12 protein-coding genes and 2 pseudogenes are annotated in these 17236 nt (G+C 45.6%); 6 read left to right on the top strand and 8 right to left on the bottom strand.

Going from position 1 to position 17236, the window contains the following annotated elements:
- Positions 1-17: 17 nt before the first annotated feature.
- Entirely contained in the window at positions 18-341 is a 324-nt protein-coding gene (locus F6K51_RS02730; protein WP_008180024.1) for a phasin family protein, read from the bottom strand.
- A gap of 598 nt (positions 342-939) precedes the next feature.
- Positions 940-2079 (bottom strand): ferrochelatase, encoded by a 1140-nt coding sequence (locus F6K51_RS02735; protein ID WP_293017895.1) that lies wholly within the window; start codon positions 2077-2079, stop codon positions 940-942.
- A 715-nt stretch (positions 2080-2794) separates the two neighbouring features.
- Between F6K51_RS02735 and F6K51_RS02740 the strand changes: the two genes are divergently transcribed.
- Together F6K51_RS02740 and F6K51_RS02745 are read left to right on the top strand one after the other, a co-directional pair.
- A complete protein-coding gene (locus F6K51_RS02740) occupies positions 2795-4039 on the top strand; it encodes a S1 RNA-binding domain-containing protein (protein WP_293017871.1) in 1245 nt (414 codons plus the stop codon).
- Between the two features lie 161 nt (positions 4040-4200).
- On the top strand, positions 4201-4938 hold the full coding sequence (locus F6K51_RS02745) for an HAD family hydrolase (protein ID WP_293017872.1): 738 nt from the start codon (positions 4201-4203) through the stop codon (positions 4936-4938).
- Positions 4939-5059: 121 nt separating this feature from the next.
- Here F6K51_RS02745 and F6K51_RS02750 read toward each other — a convergent pair whose 3' ends face one another.
- Positions 5060-6538, bottom strand: a complete 1479-nt coding sequence (locus tag F6K51_RS02750) for a hypothetical protein (RefSeq protein WP_293017873.1) — start codon at positions 6536-6538, stop codon at positions 5060-5062.
- A gap of 408 nt (positions 6539-6946) precedes the next feature.
- On the opposite strand from F6K51_RS02750, the gene purB reads away from it, so the two are divergent.
- Positions 6947-8242, top strand: a complete 1296-nt coding sequence (purB, locus tag F6K51_RS02755; protein WP_293017896.1) for an adenylosuccinate lyase — start codon at positions 6947-6949, stop codon at positions 8240-8242.
- Here purB and F6K51_RS02760 read toward each other — a convergent pair.
- Positions 8165-8374, bottom strand: coding sequence for a hypothetical protein (locus tag F6K51_RS02760; RefSeq protein WP_293017875.1), 210 nt, complete (start codon positions 8372-8374; stop codon positions 8165-8167). The genes purB and F6K51_RS02760 overlap by 78 nt on opposite strands.
- Between F6K51_RS02760 and F6K51_RS02765 the strand changes: the two genes are divergently transcribed.
- Positions 8374-8583 (top strand): hypothetical protein, encoded by a 210-nt coding sequence (locus F6K51_RS02765; protein WP_293017877.1) that lies wholly within the window; start codon positions 8374-8376, stop codon positions 8581-8583. The genes F6K51_RS02760 and F6K51_RS02765 overlap by 1 nt on opposite strands.
- A gap of 42 nt (positions 8584-8625) precedes the next feature.
- Positions 8626-9501: a Uma2 family endonuclease gene (locus F6K51_RS02770; RefSeq protein WP_293017879.1), complete on the top strand. Its 876-nt coding sequence runs from the start codon at positions 8626-8628 to the stop codon at positions 9499-9501.
- A 144-nt stretch (positions 9502-9645) separates the two neighbouring features.
- Here F6K51_RS02770 and F6K51_RS02775 read toward each other — a convergent pair whose 3' ends face one another.
- The 4 genes and pseudogenes from F6K51_RS02775 to F6K51_RS02790 all read right to left on the bottom strand — a co-directional run bounded on the left by F6K51_RS02775 (position 9646) and on the right by F6K51_RS02790 (position 16090).
- The gene (locus F6K51_RS02775; protein ID WP_293017881.1) at positions 9646-10566 is read right to left on the bottom strand and encodes an Rpn family recombination-promoting nuclease/putative transposase; all 921 of its coding nucleotides are present in this window, start codon (positions 10564-10566) and stop codon (positions 9646-9648) included.
- A gap of 68 nt (positions 10567-10634) precedes the next feature.
- A pseudogene (locus F6K51_RS02780) lies at positions 10635-12266 on the bottom strand (tetratricopeptide repeat protein); the annotation flags it as partial.
- A gap of 28 nt (positions 12267-12294) precedes the next feature.
- Positions 12295-13586: pseudogene (locus tag F6K51_RS02785) on the bottom strand (IS701 family transposase).
- An 80-nt stretch (positions 13587-13666) separates the two neighbouring features.
- On the bottom strand, positions 13667-16090 hold the full coding sequence (locus tag F6K51_RS02790) for an NB-ARC domain-containing protein (RefSeq protein WP_293017883.1): 2424 nt from the start codon (positions 16088-16090) through the stop codon (positions 13667-13669).
- A gap of 463 nt (positions 16091-16553) precedes the next feature.
- Here F6K51_RS02790 and F6K51_RS02795 point away from each other — a divergent pair, with 463 nt between their 5' ends.
- On the top strand, positions 16554-16808 hold the full coding sequence (locus F6K51_RS02795) for a hypothetical protein (RefSeq protein WP_293017885.1): 255 nt from the start codon (positions 16554-16556) through the stop codon (positions 16806-16808).
- The last annotated feature ends 428 nt before the right edge of the window (positions 16809-17236 follow it).

Raw genomic sequence — 17236 nt, forward strand, 5'->3', positions numbered from 1 at the left:
GTTCTCCTAATTGATTATCAACGCCAGAGCTTATTTTCTAAATCCCGCACCTGACGCTCCAGACGGTCAATACGACCTCGCAATTCATCCATTTCTGATTGGCGAGGAACCCCTAAATCCTGCAACATATTGCGCAACTGCCGTTCCATGTTGCTCTCAAAGTTACCCTGCTCTGACTTGATCTGATTCATCAGATCATCTACAAAAGCGGTAGCTTGGTCGGAGTTAATTTTACCATCTTTAACCCATTCATCACTTACCTCTCGCAGTTTTTCGGCAACCATTGAGGTTGTGCCAACCCCAACCAACAATAACTGCTTGAGCCAGTCGTTATTATCCATAATTGTTATCCTGTTATCCTGTTATCCTGTCACTCGGCACTTTATGGGGCTGGGATCAGCTAGGCTTTCCTATGATTGGAGAAGTTTCATTGATTCCCAGCCTACAGTTCTATTCTGTGACATCTTTCCTAGAACAGGAGAAGAGGGAGAACAGTCGGAGGAGAACGGAAGAGGTGCAAGAAGGTTATATATAAAGCAACCTAAATATAAAGCAAGCTAGTGACATACTCCCACACTGACTCGTTGAGTTCAGTGTGGGCTTCTTGCCAACTCCACCTATCGGTATCGGCTTTCGCCGACGCTGCGCGAACGGATACTCGGCAAGCTTTATTAACGATACGGTCAGAAGTTACCGCAAGAAGAGTGGAGCCTTTATGGTTAGCAGGCTATGCATAAAAGGGTTAAAACTTTATGATTAAGGCTCCACTCTTCTAAGGTTTCGTCTCCGGGATGCCCCTCCGCACGCCTTACAATACAGAAAAGTTCGATTTTAAAGCACGTAGGTGGCGGTTAGCTCTTAATTTGTCTTCCCTACTACTTTCATTATAGACGATCTCAAAACGATGAATCGCGGTCTTAGCTAAAACGCTTTGGTGAATCAGTGGTGATGGTGATGGTGATGATGGTGCTCTAATGCCTGCACAGCTGCCAACTGGGGGTTGATAGATAGAGCATTTTCTGATATAAGTACCTCAATTTGAGGATTAGCCCACTCCGCTGCCATCTGTAAAAATTCTGGATGATCATTAACACAGGGCATCTCTACGTAGGTAACCTCTGAGTTACGACGTTTTAGAGCGTGAACAATGTGATGCACATCTAACAGGGTTTCGTGATTCTCTGTGGCAAAGCCAATAGGCATAAACACAATCGCTTTAGCCCCTAAGTTAATCAGGTTCTGGGCTGCTAATTCCGCGTGAGGCTGAGTCCACTTAATTAAGGGAGTTTGGTGGTTAAGCCAGCCCACAGAGATTAGGGGATACTTATACATCAACTGTTCCCTTACTGCCTCATACAATGCCTGACTTTCGTCAATCCCAGAGACAAATCCTTTAGCTTCGTGGGGACAGCCATGGTTCATCAGGACAATGCCAATTTGGGAGGGCAGATAGGCTTGAGCTAAATCGGTAGTAATTTTCTCTTCCACCAATCGAGCAGTTAGATTAATGTATTCTGGTTCGTTATAGAAAGACGGGATGTAACGCAATCCGTGAACCCAGTGTTGATCTCCATCCTCTAATTTACCTAGGGCTTTATTGACTTGTTCCACCGCAATACCGCTAGTAAAGATGGAATCCACCACTAGCAGGGGATAGATCAGCAGTTTTTGGAAACCTTGCGCCTTAATTTCACTGAGGACTTGTTCTGGCAGAAAGGGAGCGCAGAAGTTAAAGGCTTTGAATACCTTCACCTGATCGCCCCATTTAGCTTGCAGTTGTTTTTCAATACCTGCCCGTTGCTGTTCAAAAATCTTGTTGTGGGGTGAAATAAAGTTGTCATGCTGGTGCCCCCACTCGTGGAAGTCAAACATTGCCAATATTTTGGCTAAGGGTGGATAGATCCAGTTGGGGACTGGGGCAAATTTGGCAGTGAGCAAGTTTAAGGCTTGTTCGTTGTAGTTGGCGAAGTCTTCATAGCTTTCGACTTCTCCATAACCCATGAGTAAAACCGCAACTCGCTCGTGACCATGGGTTGGGGAAGGTTTTACTGATTGAGATTTTTCTGGAGTGGCAACCACTTGGTATTCCTGCTGGCTAAAGGTCGATTGCTGGGGTATCCCTGCCTTGTTTTTGGTGGAGAATGTACCCCTGGCATTTATTAGGCTAACATCCCCCATGGGGGGATAAAGGAGATACCAAAAACCCCGGAAAAGTTCGGTAAAGATACTAATAACAAAATCTCGATTAGGTTATAATAGGATTTCTGGTCTTAATTAAATCTTATTAAATGAGCTGATCAGTCCGAGATTAGCCCCCTAGCCTCTACCAAACGCGCAAGCTTTGCCCCTTGGTTGAAGGTTGAGGTGGTGTTTTTTGACGGAAAGCTCAGGTCAGGTTTTGTCTAATAACTTATAATGGACATAAATTGGGGTAAATTTATGTCTATTTGATAACCAAAGCCGAAAATGCCCTTAGGTTTTGACAGTAGACCCAAAACCTGATTGGAATAGAGCAATTAAAATCAGATCAGATTCAGATCACAAACTTGGCGGTGAGGCATCCCGTCAAGAGTAAAGCTTGTCGAGTACCCGAATGCGGATCGGTTTCCGTAAGGAAATAGCGATAGCTGGGGTTGGCGAGAAGCCCACACCTACCCCCTTACCCCAACAGGTGTGGGAGATGTCACAAGTAGGACAACGCAATGTCGGTGTAAGCAGCACAATGCTGACGTGCTTGTACATCAACAGGAGGCATAGTCATTAAAACCAAATCAAACTAGGACAAACAACGCACATGCTCAGTCAGAAAACAAAAACTACAGATATAGGATTCACTCACGAAGATTTTGCTGCCCTTCTGGATAAGTATGATTATCATTTTAACCCAGGGGATATAGTTCCGGGTACGGTATTCAGTCTAGAGCCGAGGGGCGCTCTGATTGACATTGGTGCGAAAACCGCAGCCTATATTCCGATTCAGGAAATGTCAATAAATCGAGTTGATAATCCTGATGAGGTTTTACAATCCAACGAAACACGGGAATTTTTCATCCTGACCGATGAAAATGAAGATGGACAGTTGACTCTCTCTATCCGTCGCATTGAGTATATGCGAGCGTGGGAGCGAGTGCGCCAACTACAAGCAGAGGATGCTACGGTGCGTTCTCTGGTATTCGCCACTAACCGTGGTGGAGCGTTGGTACGTATTGAAGGGTTGCGCGGTTTTATTCCTGGTTCTCATATTAGCACTCGGGCAGCCAAGGAAGATTTGGTGGCCCAAGAACTGCCCCTAAAATTTCTGGAGGTAGATGAAGACCGTAATCGTTTGGTACTATCCCACCGTCGTGCTCTAGTCGAGCGCAAGATGAACCGCCTAGAAGTCGGAGAGGTGGTGATTGGCTCAGTACGAGGCATCAAACCTTACGGTGCATTCATTGATATTGGCGGGGTCAGCGGATTGCTGCACATTTCGGAAATTTCCCATGATCATATCGATACGCCTCATAGTGTGTTTAATGTCAATGATGAACTAAAAGTGATGATCATTGACTTGGATGCTGACCGAGGTCGGATTTCTCTGTCAACAAAGCAATTAGAGCCAGAACCGGGAGATATGATTAACAACCGGGAAGTGGTCTTCGAGAAGGCAGAAGAAATGGCTCAGAAGTACCGGGAGAAGATGCTAGCACAAAAGCAAGGTATAACTCCAGAAAGTATGACTCCACAAGAGTCCCCAGAGCCACAAGAGTCCCCAGAGCCTGTTCAGGCTCAAGAGCCCCAAGAGCCTGAACAGGCTCAAGAGTCCCAAGAGCCCCAAGAGCCCCAAGAGTCCCAAGAGTCCCAAGAGCCTGTTCAGGCTCAAGAGTCCCAAGAGCCTGTTCAGGCTCAAGAGTCCCAAGAGCCTGTTCAGGCTCAAGAGTCCCAAGAGCCTGTTCAGGCTCAAGAGTCCCAAGAGCCCCAAGAGTCCCAAGAGTCCCCAGAGCCTCAAGAAGACGCAGTGCCAGAGGGAGAGTTTGTAGCAGCTGCCATCGACGAGTAACAACCAGGTGCAGCCACAAGAATTAGCCGTTAGCTGAGGCTAATGGCTAATCTGTATTGATGGCCCTGTTCCGGAACAAGAGCAAAGAAATTGGCAGGTGCGAATCTTGATCAACTAGCTAGTAGAATAAAGTTGATTAAAATAAACAACGGCATAAACCCTTGGTAAGCATTCGTTGTGGGAAGGTGACTTTCCCCAATATTGAAGCAGTCATATTTGATAAAGACGGTACCTTAGAGGATTCACAAGTTTATTTAAGAGAACTAGCCTATAAGCGATCGCGTTTAATTGATGCCCAAATCCCTGGTATTGGAGAACCCCTCCTGATGGCCTTTGGTGTCCAAGATGACACCCTTGACCCTACCGGGTTAATGGCAGTAGGTAGCCGTCGGGAAAATGAAATTGCTGCTGCTGCTTATATTGCTGAGACTGGTCGGGGATGGTTAGAGTCATTGGCAATCGCTGGCAGTGCCTTTGTTGAAGCCGAGAAGTACTTGCAAGATGCGGCTGGAACTTCCCCAATGTTTGCCGGTAGCCTGGAAGTCCTTAAATTCCTCTCGGAAGCTGGTTTAAAGCTGGGTATTCTATCGGCAGACTCTACGGCTGGCGTACAAGCCTTTGTCCATCGACACCAGCTAGACCCCTATATCCAATTACAGCAGGGTGTGGATTCTGAAATCAGTAAGCCTGATCCCAGGTTGTTCCTACAAGCGTGCCAATCTTTAGGGGTAAAACCTGCTTCGGCCCTAATGGTAGGAGATTCAGCAGGTGATATTGAGATGGCAAAAGGTGCTGGTGCAGCGGGTTGCATTGGTATTTGCTGGGGAAAGCCAGAAGCTGCCCATTTAGAGGGAGCTGATATAGCGATCGCGAGCCTGGATGACATTAAAATTATTTAAAAACATATTGGTACTTATTAATTGAATTCCTTATGTTCGGTTGTTCGCCTTTGGCGAACAACCTGCTAACCTGCTAACCTGCTAACCTGCTAACCTTCAACCTGCTCACCTGATCGAGTGATTATTTCAATCCTGGTAAGTCCAAATTTGCCACGACTTTTGTAATCGCATCCCGACTGGCTTCGGCACCAAACCCCCAAGCCAGGAGGACGCCATAGTCACCCCAGAGGTTAGCGCCAAAGGTGGATTTATAGGTGTATAGCTCAATGAAGCCACTACCAGCAAGCAGGACAATTGCGATCGCATAACTGATTGCAGAGAAAATCCAAAGGCGAATCTTTGCTAGTCTTGGCTCTTGGATAACTATGCGTGGTGTCTCGATCCCTGGTGCTCTCTGCAATAATTCAGGTTGGGTGATGAGAAAGCCTAACTTAGTGGAGTTAGGTGGTATTTGTTTGACTAGTAGAGTGATCGCTTTTTCGATTTGACCATTCAACTCCTGAGCAGCTTTTTTATCGGTAGGTTCGAGATTATTCAACTTACTGCGCAAATTCTTTTGCTGACGTTGCCAACTCTGTAACTCTTGTGTTGATATTGTGGTTTCCAGCAGCAAGTTGTCCAAGTCCCTGAGTTTAGCATCCAGTTGCAGGTATTTATTAATCTGTTTTGCACAGTCATCTAACTGCTCATACAAGTCTTGAGGATTTTGGTCAGGTGCCTCTCGGATTGCCAGTGGCAAATTACGGCGTACTGACTGTAGATAAGGGGGGTCAAGATCAGGAGTGGTGGGTATTTTTTCTTCCAGGGTTTGAGAATAGTTCAGGAGTGCTAGCCAGTCTTCACGACCTTTGCGCCATTTCAGCCACACTGACTCTGCTTGGGTAATTGCCTGATTACCATCGTTCCAACGTTCCCCCTGCAAAGCCATCTCGACATCTAGCAGATGGGCTTCAATTCGGGTCTTGAAGGGATTTGGTATTGAGTTGAATTGATCGACTAGTGATGTTTCAGCTAACTGGGGGTCACTGCGCAGTTGGGTACGCAATTGACCAACCCGCACCAGAATTTTGTCCCGTAGTTTCCCTCGATTACGGTAGCTGGACACAGCTATGCTCAATATAACCCCAATGGATATGACTGCCAGAGGTATGGGGAAGGGGTCTTTGATTCGGACTGTTAATGGTACGCTTAGTTCAGTTTCTGAGAACTTGATCAGGAATTCACCACTAAATTCTCCACTTTTGGGGGCATCATCTAATTGAAACTGGATCGGGAGAGATAGTAGACTATTGGCCTCAATCTCCTTGTCTGGTAAAGTAGGCTGAATCAATTTAGCGGGGAAAATTTCTTGGCCATCCTGAGTATTCAGGTCTAGGGAGATGATTTGTAAATCCTTGACGGCGTTAGTCGTGCGCAAGAGTAAGCTGCGGCTTGTGCTAGAACCCCTGGTACCTGCTACAGTCATACTTTTAGGGGTGATGGTGAGATCAGCTTGGGCAAGGGCTGGTGGGGCCGATAGGAGTATTAAAATTGGGAGTATTAAAGCAATTAGAGGGCGTTTAGCCCAGTAATGGTGTTTAATCATACCTGTCTTAGTCAAGTGTGACCTCCGATTGTTGATCTGGTACTAAAGCTTAATATAGACCCATAATTGAGAGTAAAATTGGTGATGGTACCTGACAAAAGGCAATAAGCAATAGGTAACAGGCATGCTAGCAATAGGCAACAGGCAACAGACAACAGGGGATAGGGGATTTAACGAATGATTAATCATTAATGATTAATCAATTATATAGCGTTAATTATAATAATCAGATAGATTCAATACCTTGTAAGCCTGCTGGAGACCCCCAATACCGCACTACCTAACGACTCCCGACTCCCGACTAACGACTCCCGACTCCCGACTCCCGACTCCCGACTCCCGACTCCCTAAAACTCAAGACGAAAGTCCCTTACCCGATTGATAACTGCTACAATAGTAAGGTTGTGTTCTGCGATATTGGAATTGATTGAGCGCTACACCCTACCCGAGATGGGGGAATTGTGGACGGATACCTACAAGCTCAAAACCTGGCTTCAGGTGGAAATAGCTGTTTGTGAAGCACAAGCGGAACTGGGTAAGATTCCTAGTGAAGCTGTAGAGGAAATTAAGGCAAAGGCGAATTTTGACCTCAAGCGGGTGCAAGAGATTGAGCGAGAAGTCCGCCATGACATGATTGCCTTTCTGACTAATGTGAATGAGTATGTAGGGGATGTGGGACGCTACATTCACTTAGGCTTGACTAGTTCCGATGTTTTAGACACTGCCTTGGCACTGCAACTGGTTGCTAGTCTAAATCTTATTCTCGAACAGATCGAGAAGCTTGCTCAAGCGATTCGCTACCAGGCACAACAACATCGCTACACGGTAATGATTGGTCGTTCTCACGGAATTCATGCTGAACCAATTACCTTTGGTTTTAAGCTGGCCGGTTGGTTAGCAGAAGTTTGCCGCCATCGCGATCGCTTAGTGGCTCTGCGTCAAAACATATCTGTGGGCAAGATTTCTGGTGCTGTGGGAACCTATGCCAATATTGATCCTCAAGTGGAAGCGATCGCATGTCGAAACCTGTCACTGCAACCTGATACTGCCTCAACCCAAATTATTTCCCGCGATCGCCATGGTGAGTTTGTCCAACAGTTAGCTCTGTTAGGGGCAACCATTGAACGGTTTGCTGTGGAAATTCGCAATCTCCAAAAAACTGATGTCTTAGAAGTAGAAGAATTCTTTTCTAAAGGACAGAAAGGTTCTTCTGCTATGCCACACAAACGTAATCCAATTCGTTCTGAACGGCTAAGCGGGATGGCACGAATTCTGCGGAGTCATGCGGTGGCTGCTTTAGAAAATGTTGCCCTATGGCATGAGCGGGATATTTCTCATTCCTCTGTAGAACGAGTGATTCTGCCAGATGTGTGTATTTTAACTCACTTCATGTTAGTGGAAATCACAGATTTAGTGAAACACTTGTTAGTTTATCCAGAAAATATGAAGCGGAATATGAATGTTTATGGCGGTGTCGTCTTTAGCCAAAAGGTGTTGTTAGCCTTAGTAGAAAAGGGGATGACTCGAGAAGATGCTTACAGTATTGTTCAGTCTTGTGCCCATCAAGCCTGGAATAAACCTGAGGGAGACTTCTACAATTTAATTACTAAGGATCCTCAAGTTACTAGTAAGCTAACCCCTTCAGAAATAGAAGAATGTTTTAATCCCCAGCACCATTTGCAACATTTGGAAGAGGTTTATCAACGGTTGGGAATCTAGCTCGCTTTCAGCGGTTTTCAATTCGGTCAGGTACAACTCTCTGGGTTTTAGGGAGTAGGGAGCAGGGAGTAGGGAGTAGGGAGTAGGCAGGGCGTTGCTTAATAATGGAATGATTTTAATAGTTTTGTGCAATGGGCATCAGGCGTGGAACTGGCATCTTGCCAGTTTCATGCTTATTTTCGGGCGGGCAGGATGCCCATTCTACTCCTATTCATTGCTTGATTCAGCAACGCCTATTTTTTTCCTTTTTCCCTGTTCCCTGTTCCCTACTCCCTGCTCCCTACTCCCTACTCCCTTTTCCGATCAATCCTATGTTCACCTATCAAATACAAACGCTATAGAATAGTAAGTATACCTAAATCATTTCCCAAGATGAGGTTGTCATGACCCAGAGCTTAGAGCGAAAAGGTCTAACTATTTCGTTACCGGATCATACTCAACTACCAGAATCCAATGGCGAATTTGTGAAGAACTTCCATGAGCATCCCCAAAGCATTATTTTAACTGATTCTATTGAACCGGTTCTCCAGAAAATTCATCCCGACAAACAATACGCTATTGGTCAAGACTCAGGTATCTATTGGCGGATTACAGAACCTTTAGAAAGAGGAGCAGAAGCTCCGGATTGGTTTTATGTACCGGGAGTACCTCCTTTGCTAGATGGTAAACTTCGTCGTTCCTATGTACTTTGGCAAGAACACCTAGCACCTCTGATTGCTCTGGAATTTGCTAGTGGTAATGGAGACGAAGAAAGGGATTCTACTCCTTTATCTGCTACTGGGGAAGAAAAAACTAAACCAGGTAAATTCTGGGTTTATGAACAAATTATTCGCATTCCCTACTACGGCATCTATATCTTTGATACTGGAGAGTTAGAGGTCTATCATCTAGTTAATGGTAAATATCACCAGATGAAGACTAATGAAAGGGGACATTATCCTATTGAACAGTTAGGGGTAGAATTAGGTGTATGGGAAGGCTCATATCAGAATCTTAATCAGAATCACTTGTGGCTAAGGTGGTGGGATACGGAAGGTAATCTACTGCTGATGGGCAGTGAACGAGCTGAACAAGAAAAACAACGGGCTGAACAAGAAAAACAACGGGCTGAACAAGAAAAACAACGGGCTGAACAAGCTGAACGTTCACAACGAGAGGCTATTCCTAAGCTATTGGCAATGGGACTAACAGTGGAGCAAGTGAGTTCAGCGTTAGGCTTATCTATTGAGGAAGTAGAAAATGAAGAATTTAGAATTTAGAATTTAGAATTTAGAATTAATTTCGTAGGGTGCGTTAGGGACGGGCTCGCACTCATTTTCAGCCTCGTCGTCACCGTTGGAAAAGCCCGTTCCGTAACGCACCACCGGGTCAAACTACTTTTAGGTGCTACACCTAACCGAATTTTACTTATCCCTAAACTGGTTCAACCAATTGGTCAAATCCACTTCGGTTTCAAAATCTAACAAGGCTTCTCCTAAATCCTCCAACTGGGAAAAGGATAACTGCTCAATTTGATTTTGTAATTGGGGATTTATTTCACCGAGGCGACGGTTAAGTAGACGGATAATTAAATTAAGCTCATTGCGCTTTCCTTGTTCTAATCCCTGTCCTAATCCTTGTTCTAATCCTTGTTTTAATCCTTGTTTTAATCCCTGTTCTAATCCTTGTTCTAATCCTTGTTCTAATCCTTGGCGAATAATCCGTTGATAAACTACTGACTCTTGCATCATATCCTCCCGAAAATAAGCTTGAATTAACTGCTCATCAAATTTCACCCCAGCCAACAGTTGCACGCACGCAGATAAGTTACGCTGCTGTTGTCTATCTTCAATCATATCGATTCTGGCTGCTACCTGGGATAGCAAGGTTTCTGGCACTTCAGTTTGTGCTAATACGGCCAAGGGTAGTAACCCTGGGGTGGTAAGTAATGGTTGTGGATCACATTCCCAAATCCGAATTACCCGGTAGCGGAAGGATAGGTTCCTCTCAGTAAATTGATTCACAAATACTCCCGCTAATCGGGTTGGTTTCAGAAAAATTATTACCTGCTCAATATCACAGCGGTACTGGCGATATAACCTTACCCAATAATCGAGCATCCGCAGGGGTAAGGGAGGTTCAGATTGGGGTAAGGTTTGAAATTCCAAATGCAAAATAGCATCAGCAACTCGCACAAAAAACAAGGCATCTGCCCGAATTGGTTCTGTGCTTAATTCGGTGTTGAGAATTTCGATATCCTCTGCTGGTTCTTGATTAAACAACCAACGGGTAAAGGCTTGGGGATATTGTTCAACTAAATATTTTAGGGTACTGTCGTAAGTCATTCACTTAGGAAAAGCAAGACCAAGTCAGTATATAGTATTTCTAACTAATTAATGAATAATATTACTGATTACTGTGACAAATCATTGCGCAAACTTTCTAGATTCTCACGGCAGGTTACAGTGTTAGGATGATTTGACCCTAACCTGTGTTCTAAAATATCCAATGCCTGTTGATAGAGGTGTTCGGCCTGGTCATAGCGCCCCTGATATCGGTAGAGTTCAGCCAGGTTGTTGAGACTGGTGCCTACATGGGGATGGTCGTGACCCAGCAGCTGCTTTTCCATCTCCAAAGCCTGTTGATAGAGGGGTTCGGCCTCATCATAGCGCCCCATTGAGGAGTAGAGTAATGCCAGGTTGTTGAGACTGGTGGCCACCAAAGGATGGTGGTGAGCCAGCCGCTGCTTATACAGCTCCAAAGCCTGTTGATAGAGGGGTTCGGCCTCATCATAGCGCCCCTGATTATAGTAGAGTAATGCCAGGTTGTTGAAACTGGAGGCCACATCGGGATGGTGGTGACCCAGCAGCTGCTTTCTCATCTCCAATGCCTGTTGATAGAGGGGTTCGGCCTGGTCATAGCGCCCCATTTCGTCGTAGAGATTTGCCAGGCCGTTGAGACTGGTGGCCACATCGGGATGGTGGTGACCCAGCAGCTGCTTTATCATCTCCAAAGCCTGTTGATAGAGGGGTTCGGCCTGGTCATAACGCCCCATTGACTTGTAGAGAAATGCCAGGTTGTTGAGACTGGTGGCCACATCGGGATGGTTCTCACCCAGCAGCTGCTTTCTCATCTCCAAAGCCTGATGATAGAGGGGTTCGGCCTGGTCATAGCGCCCCATTTCGTCGTAGAGAAATGCCAGGTTGTTGAGACTGGTGGCCACATGGGGATGGTCGTGACCCAGCAGCTGCTTTCTGATCTCCAATGCCTGGACCAAGAGGGGTTCGGCCTGGTCATAGCGCTCCATTGACTTGTAGAGTGCAGCCAGGTTATTGAGACTGGTGGCCACATCGGGATGGTTCTCACCCAGCCGCTGCTTTCTGATCTCCAATGCCTGTTGATAGAGGGGTTCGGCCTGGTCATAGCGCCCCTGATTATAGTAGAGTGCAGCCAGGTTGTTGAGACTGGTGGCCACATGGGGATGTTCCTGACCCAGCAGCTGTTTAAACAGCTCAAATGCCTGTTGAAAGAGGGGTTCGGCCTGGTCATAGCGCCCCATTGAGTTGTAGAGTCCAGCCAGGTTGTTGAGACTGGTGGCCACATCGGGATGGTGGTGACCCAGCAGCTGCTTTCTGATCTCCAATGCCTGTTGATAGAGGGGTTCGGCCTGGTCATAGCGCCCCATTGAGTTGTAGAGAAATGCCAGGTTGTTGAGACTGGTGGCCACATGGGGATGTTCCTGACCCAGCAGCTGTTTAAACAGCTCAAATGCCTGTTGAAAGAGGGGTTCGGCCTGGTCATAGCGCTCCATTGACTTGTAGAGAAATGCCAGGTTATTGAGACTGGTGGCCACATCGGGATGGTTCTCACCCAGCAGCTGCTTTCTCATCTCCAAAGCCTGATGAGAGAGGGGTTCGGCCTGATCATAGCGCCCCATTGAGTTGTAGAGTAATCCCAGGTTGTTGAGAGTGGTGGCCACATCGGGATGGTCGTGACCCAAGCGGGTTCTAGTTATTTCTAAACATCGCTCATACCATGATTCAGCCTGGTCATAGTGGGACTAAGCGCGAAATTCAAGCCCAAATATAGCCCTTACTCGCTTTATAAGCGACAAATACGTCCCAGTTCTGATGGATCCAATGGACAAAACGGCAAGACATAGCACTCCGAAATGCATCTATTGCTTCAGCAAATGTCTTTAATGGTTTGTGGCTCCATCGCCTTCGCAATCCTCCTGTGAGTTGATGCCAAAGAATAAAAGTATAGGCACACATCACCAAGATGAAATGTCTCATCAGGCTACGTTTGTGCCTGACTTGATATTCTTTGAGTCCCAACCATCCCGCTTGCTCCCGATAAAAGACTTCCACCCAATTTCTTTGAGCGTAAGTCTTCACCACCCATTCTGCAGTCACCACATCCGCTTCAACATTTGTCAAAAAATAGTCAATCTCTGTGGCTTCACGCTTATGTCGGTTGATTCATGACGATGGCCAGACTTCGTTTTCCACTCAAGCGGGAAATTTTAACTTCCATTGTTGCCACCCACAGGGCTTTTGACTTATTGAGATTGAGTTTGACTTCGGTGAAAGCCTCTTTGGGTAAGCTTTCGGCTAACTTATCCACTCGATAAGTTTCCACAGATTCCTGGGCTCGGGTGACAGTAACTTTTCGTTCGCGTAGCGTGCGCTTTTGGCGCATTTTTGGCGATTCCTCCTAAATACTTTAATTTTCGATTTTCTAGTTCATTAAGGAAAGATGTATTATTTCCATAACCGGCATCAATTAGGACAATTCCCGGATGATAGCCTCGACTTAACGTCCGTTCAATTAACTTTAATGCCCGCTCTGGTTTTTTGAGAAATGAGGGGTCTTTCTTTCCTGAGGGTAAAGAATTCTCGTGCTCATATAACTCAATATCCAACGGCAGGCTTTTTCGACCATCATACAGATGGGTTGTTACCACCACTATGCCGTTATCTACTTTGCCAATCTCTCCGATATATTGCCTTCCCACACCATCGGTGAAATTCCCACTCTTTCTATGTCCACTGTCGTCTACAATCAAAGAGAAACCACGGGGAATTTTCGTCTGACGACAGCTATTCATCACCTGCAACCGGCGTTCGTTGATGTCCTGTTCACACCAGGAAGCCCGAACGGTAAAATGCCGTAAGCTGTGGTAAGACACATCTACGGCATTCATAGCGAGCTGAGATAGGTTTTTCCTTTCACTTTCTCCCAATAATCCTCCCAGATAGTGTCTAAACTCTTTTCTCTGGGCTTTATTGTGGAAGACATCGTCAAAACGCTGACACCATCTCTCAAAGCAAGGAGGCATGGCTGTCGAAATTGTTTCTCTCATTGGATTGATTGGGACAACCGACTAACCTAAAAAGGTTATCCTATATATATTAGCACTATTTCTGTCCCTGATTATCGCGCTTAGTCCCAATAGGTACCTTGACCGTAATAGAATTTTCCTAAGCCCGTGAAGGGCGAGATTAAATCTTCATCCTTCAGCCAGTCAGTTAGAACTGTGGCAGCTGCGGCTAAATGAGGGATAGCGGGGGTAACTACTGCAATCTGATCTTGAGTTGGTATCTGGGGAATTTCTTTTGCCTTAGCCACCATTGTCTTACAAAAGCTTCGCTTGTAGCTATCGGCCTCTGGTAATTGAGCCAGCTTGGTCTGGAAAAATTCTCGAATTAATTGATGGAGCCGATAGGTTTGCTGTTCGGTCAGTTGCAACAGATTACGATTGACCAGATAGCGATCGCGTAATTCTTCCAATTCTTCCTGTTCTTCTTCCCATTCCTCTTCATCTTCAGTTTCGATCACACAATTCTCTACCAGGTACCACTCAAAAGGAGCTTGAGCAAACAGACTCAGACGACATCCCAACTGCTGGGCTTCTGGACAATCTTTCAAATCTTCCGAGGATAACTCAAAGGCTGCTGCTACACCCAACTGGGCTGTGATCTCCCCTTGTTCTTTTGGATCAAGTAATGCCCTTGCTGCTAATTTCTTTTTCTCTAAACGTTTCTGAACTTTAGCAATGGTTAAGCTCGGATGTATATCTAAATATCGTCCGACTAACTCCAAACCTAAGGGCAAATAACCCAACCATTCACATAAGACTTCTGCTTCTTTTCGTTCCTTCTCAATGCGCTCTTTTCCAACAAGGGATTCCAATAATTCCAATGCTGCCCCTGGGGATAGCACATCCAGGTCAATTCGTCGGTAAGAAGCCCCTGGACGCTGACGGCTGGTGACCAGTACTTTGAAGCGGGATTGGGCTGGAGGTAAATAGGGCTGAATTCTCTGTTTATAGTCGTTGCTGAAAGAAGGCACATCATCCAACACGATCAATGCTGTTCCTTCTGGCCAATTTCTCCAGCAGTATCTTACCTGCTCGTTGAATTCTAGTTGATCTGGAATGGTTAATCCTAATTCTGTACGGGCAAAACTAACAACTTGAGTCCCGAGATCCAACCCTCGCACTTGGAACCAGCACAAACCACCAGGGTAATTATCCTGATTTTTCAAAGCATATTGTAGAGCTAACTCGGTTTTGCCCACACCACCCATTCCGGCAATGGCACAAATTGCTAGTTTATTGGTCTGTTGAAGTTCCCGATGGAGCTGCTCAAGTTGAGCATCCCTACCGACAAAGTAGGGAGTGCCACGATTGATAATGTTAGTGGGGGGATTTAATTTTTTTTTTATTCCCCTTGGAATCGGGTTGTTTGGTCGTTTGCGCAATAACTCCACTGGTATTGGTTTTGTGCCGTCCTTTCCTTTGGGCAATCTGAAGGTACGATCGGGACCGATATCCCGCCCACCGTCCTGTATTTTGCCTGCTTGACGGGGGTAGATGCGGAGGGAGGCGGTGTTTCCTTCGATCTTCAATTCACATAGTGAATAACCATGGAGCCGTTTCTCTTCTTCTTTCCCCCAGCTTTCAAGGCCGAACAGGGAGCAGCCTTGCAGTGTGCTTCGAGGATTAGCACCACCTTCCGCCCAGCTGCTCAGGTTGGACTTGTGCATATGTCCGAACAGATGTAAAGCGAATCGTTCCGGCGAGCTATAAATCTCCCCTTTTAGCTGCTCTTGGGCTTCTTTGTTTAGCCAATCCTGGGGGTGGTGGGTAAGTAGCAAACAGGCATCGTGGTCTTGTGCCCAAGACGGCCCATGGTCATGACTTTCATTACATGCCTCATGGAACTGGCACATATCTAGAGCCAGCTTACCGTGTCTACCGTCCATCAGTTGCAGAAACGCGCTATTGAGTCCTAAAATTCCGAGTTTGAACCCATCCTTCTCAATTGTTGCTGAAAAATCTCCTGGCAGTATGCCTTTTGAATAGATGTCGGGCTTAGGTACGGTCGTATTTTGCCACCATTGAAGATAATTATCGAAAGCCTTGTCTACAAGTTGTCGCTCAGGACATTTGCTGTTAGCCCAAAATGCCTGTTGGAATTCATGATCGTCCCACCGATCCTGGAGATTAATCAATACGGAGTCAGACTGATCTGGTCGAACCAGGTCGTGGTTGCCAGGTACAGCCAGAAACTTTGGCTCAAATTCCATCTCGCGAAACTTTTTCCAGAACTTATCTAAGAGTTTGTCTAGCTGTTGGAATTCCGATTCACTGCCGCGCTGAGTGAGATCGCCAGTAAACATTACCAAATCGATTGGGCCTACCGTTTCACAAAGGTACTCTAAATCCTTAAAGAAAATTTCCTCAACATTTGGCCAGAGAGTTTTTGAGCCTTTCATACCCATGTGAAGGTCTGTCAGATGTAACCACCTAAGGATCACCTCCGTGTGATCATACATTTTGACCAAGCTAGTTGAATCACTCACCGATTAGCTGCCAGTTAACTATATTGCATTTACCAGTAGATGCTTGAAACCCAATTTTGATTTAGTCTAACACAGGAAAATCAGGGAACAGGGAACAGGGAACAGGGAACAAAAGTTATAACAATTCATTTTATATACCTATCACAATTTATCTGATATCTATCATTTTTTTTAGTTACTGTTGCCGATGATATCAGTAACTAAACTCAAAAAAAAACGCGATTGACCGAAGGCAACGCTACGCGATCGCTAACATTTTTATTCTGTTACCGATTCCCGATTCCCGATTCCCGATTCCCGATTCCCGATTCCCGATTCCCGATTCCCTAAAAAAACAATATCCCATTTCATTACCGTAGGATTTCTTTCAATACCCCCTCAAAAAAAAAATTCTAAAAACCCTTGACAATTAATTCTATAATCGTTATGATTATATCTATTAATTTCAAACACGAGTTTAATTATGACTGAAGACTTTGTGCCAAACGAAAACAACAATCCTGAAGAGACCACTCCCGATAATACTCCTCAGGAACCTTCCCAAAAAAAATTCCCAGTTAAGCACATTTTGAAGGGGTCACGTAAAGCAATACTCAATACCATGCATACCCTTTATGCACTGCGTTACGCGGAAATCTCGGAGTGGAGCCCCCTTCAGCCCACTGGAATCCCAGGGGAATTCATTACGATGATGACGAAGTACTTAATTATCGGTTAAACTAATTGGCGGGGGGTTTTACCCCCCTGGCAAAAAAATCAGGTCTGATGTCAGTGGTCAGTGGTCAGCGGTCAGCGGTCAGCCCTTGGCCTTTGGGTAATAGCTAATAGCTGAATGATAATAGCTGATAACTGTTCGCGTAGCGCTTAAGCTGACAGCTTACGGTCTGATTAAATCGGATTATGTCTGGTTTGGTTTACAAAGTTGAGTCATAAGGATAACTCCTAGCCGTGGAAAGTATTTCTGCGGCTATTTTTTTTGGTTGAAGGTTGGGAGGTTGAAGGTTAAAGGTTATTCGGTTGAAGGTTTAAGGTTGGGATGTTCAAGGTTTAAGGTTATTATCCGGAAATTCCCCTTAATAAAAATTCTCCCCATCTCCCCATCTCCCCATCTCCCCATCTCCCCATCTCCCCATCTCCCAATCTCCA

The sequence above is a fragment of the Moorena sp. SIO3I8 genome, from assembly GCF_010692325.1.
Taxonomy (GTDB): Bacteria; Cyanobacteriota; Cyanobacteriia; order Cyanobacteriales; family Coleofasciculaceae; genus Moorena.

Coding starts and splice junctions, on each gene's coding strand:
- F6K51_RS02730 (WP_008180024.1), bottom strand. CDS start 341: ATGGATAATAACGACTGGCTCAAGCAGTTATTGTTGGTTGGGGTTGGC.
- F6K51_RS02740 (WP_293017871.1), top strand. CDS start 2,795: ATGCTCAGTCAGAAAACAAAAACTACAGATATAGGATTCACTCACGAA.
- F6K51_RS02765 (WP_293017877.1), top strand. CDS start 8,374: ATGGGCATCAGGCGTGGAACTGGCATCTTGCCAGTTTCATGCTTATTT.
- F6K51_RS02770 (WP_293017879.1), top strand. CDS start 8,626: ATGACCCAGAGCTTAGAGCGAAAAGGTCTAACTATTTCGTTACCGGAT.
- F6K51_RS02775 (WP_293017881.1), bottom strand. CDS start 10,566: ATGACTTACGACAGTACCCTAAAATATTTAGTTGAACAATATCCCCAA.
- F6K51_RS02795 (WP_293017885.1), top strand. CDS start 16,554: ATGACTGAAGACTTTGTGCCAAACGAAAACAACAATCCTGAAGAGACC.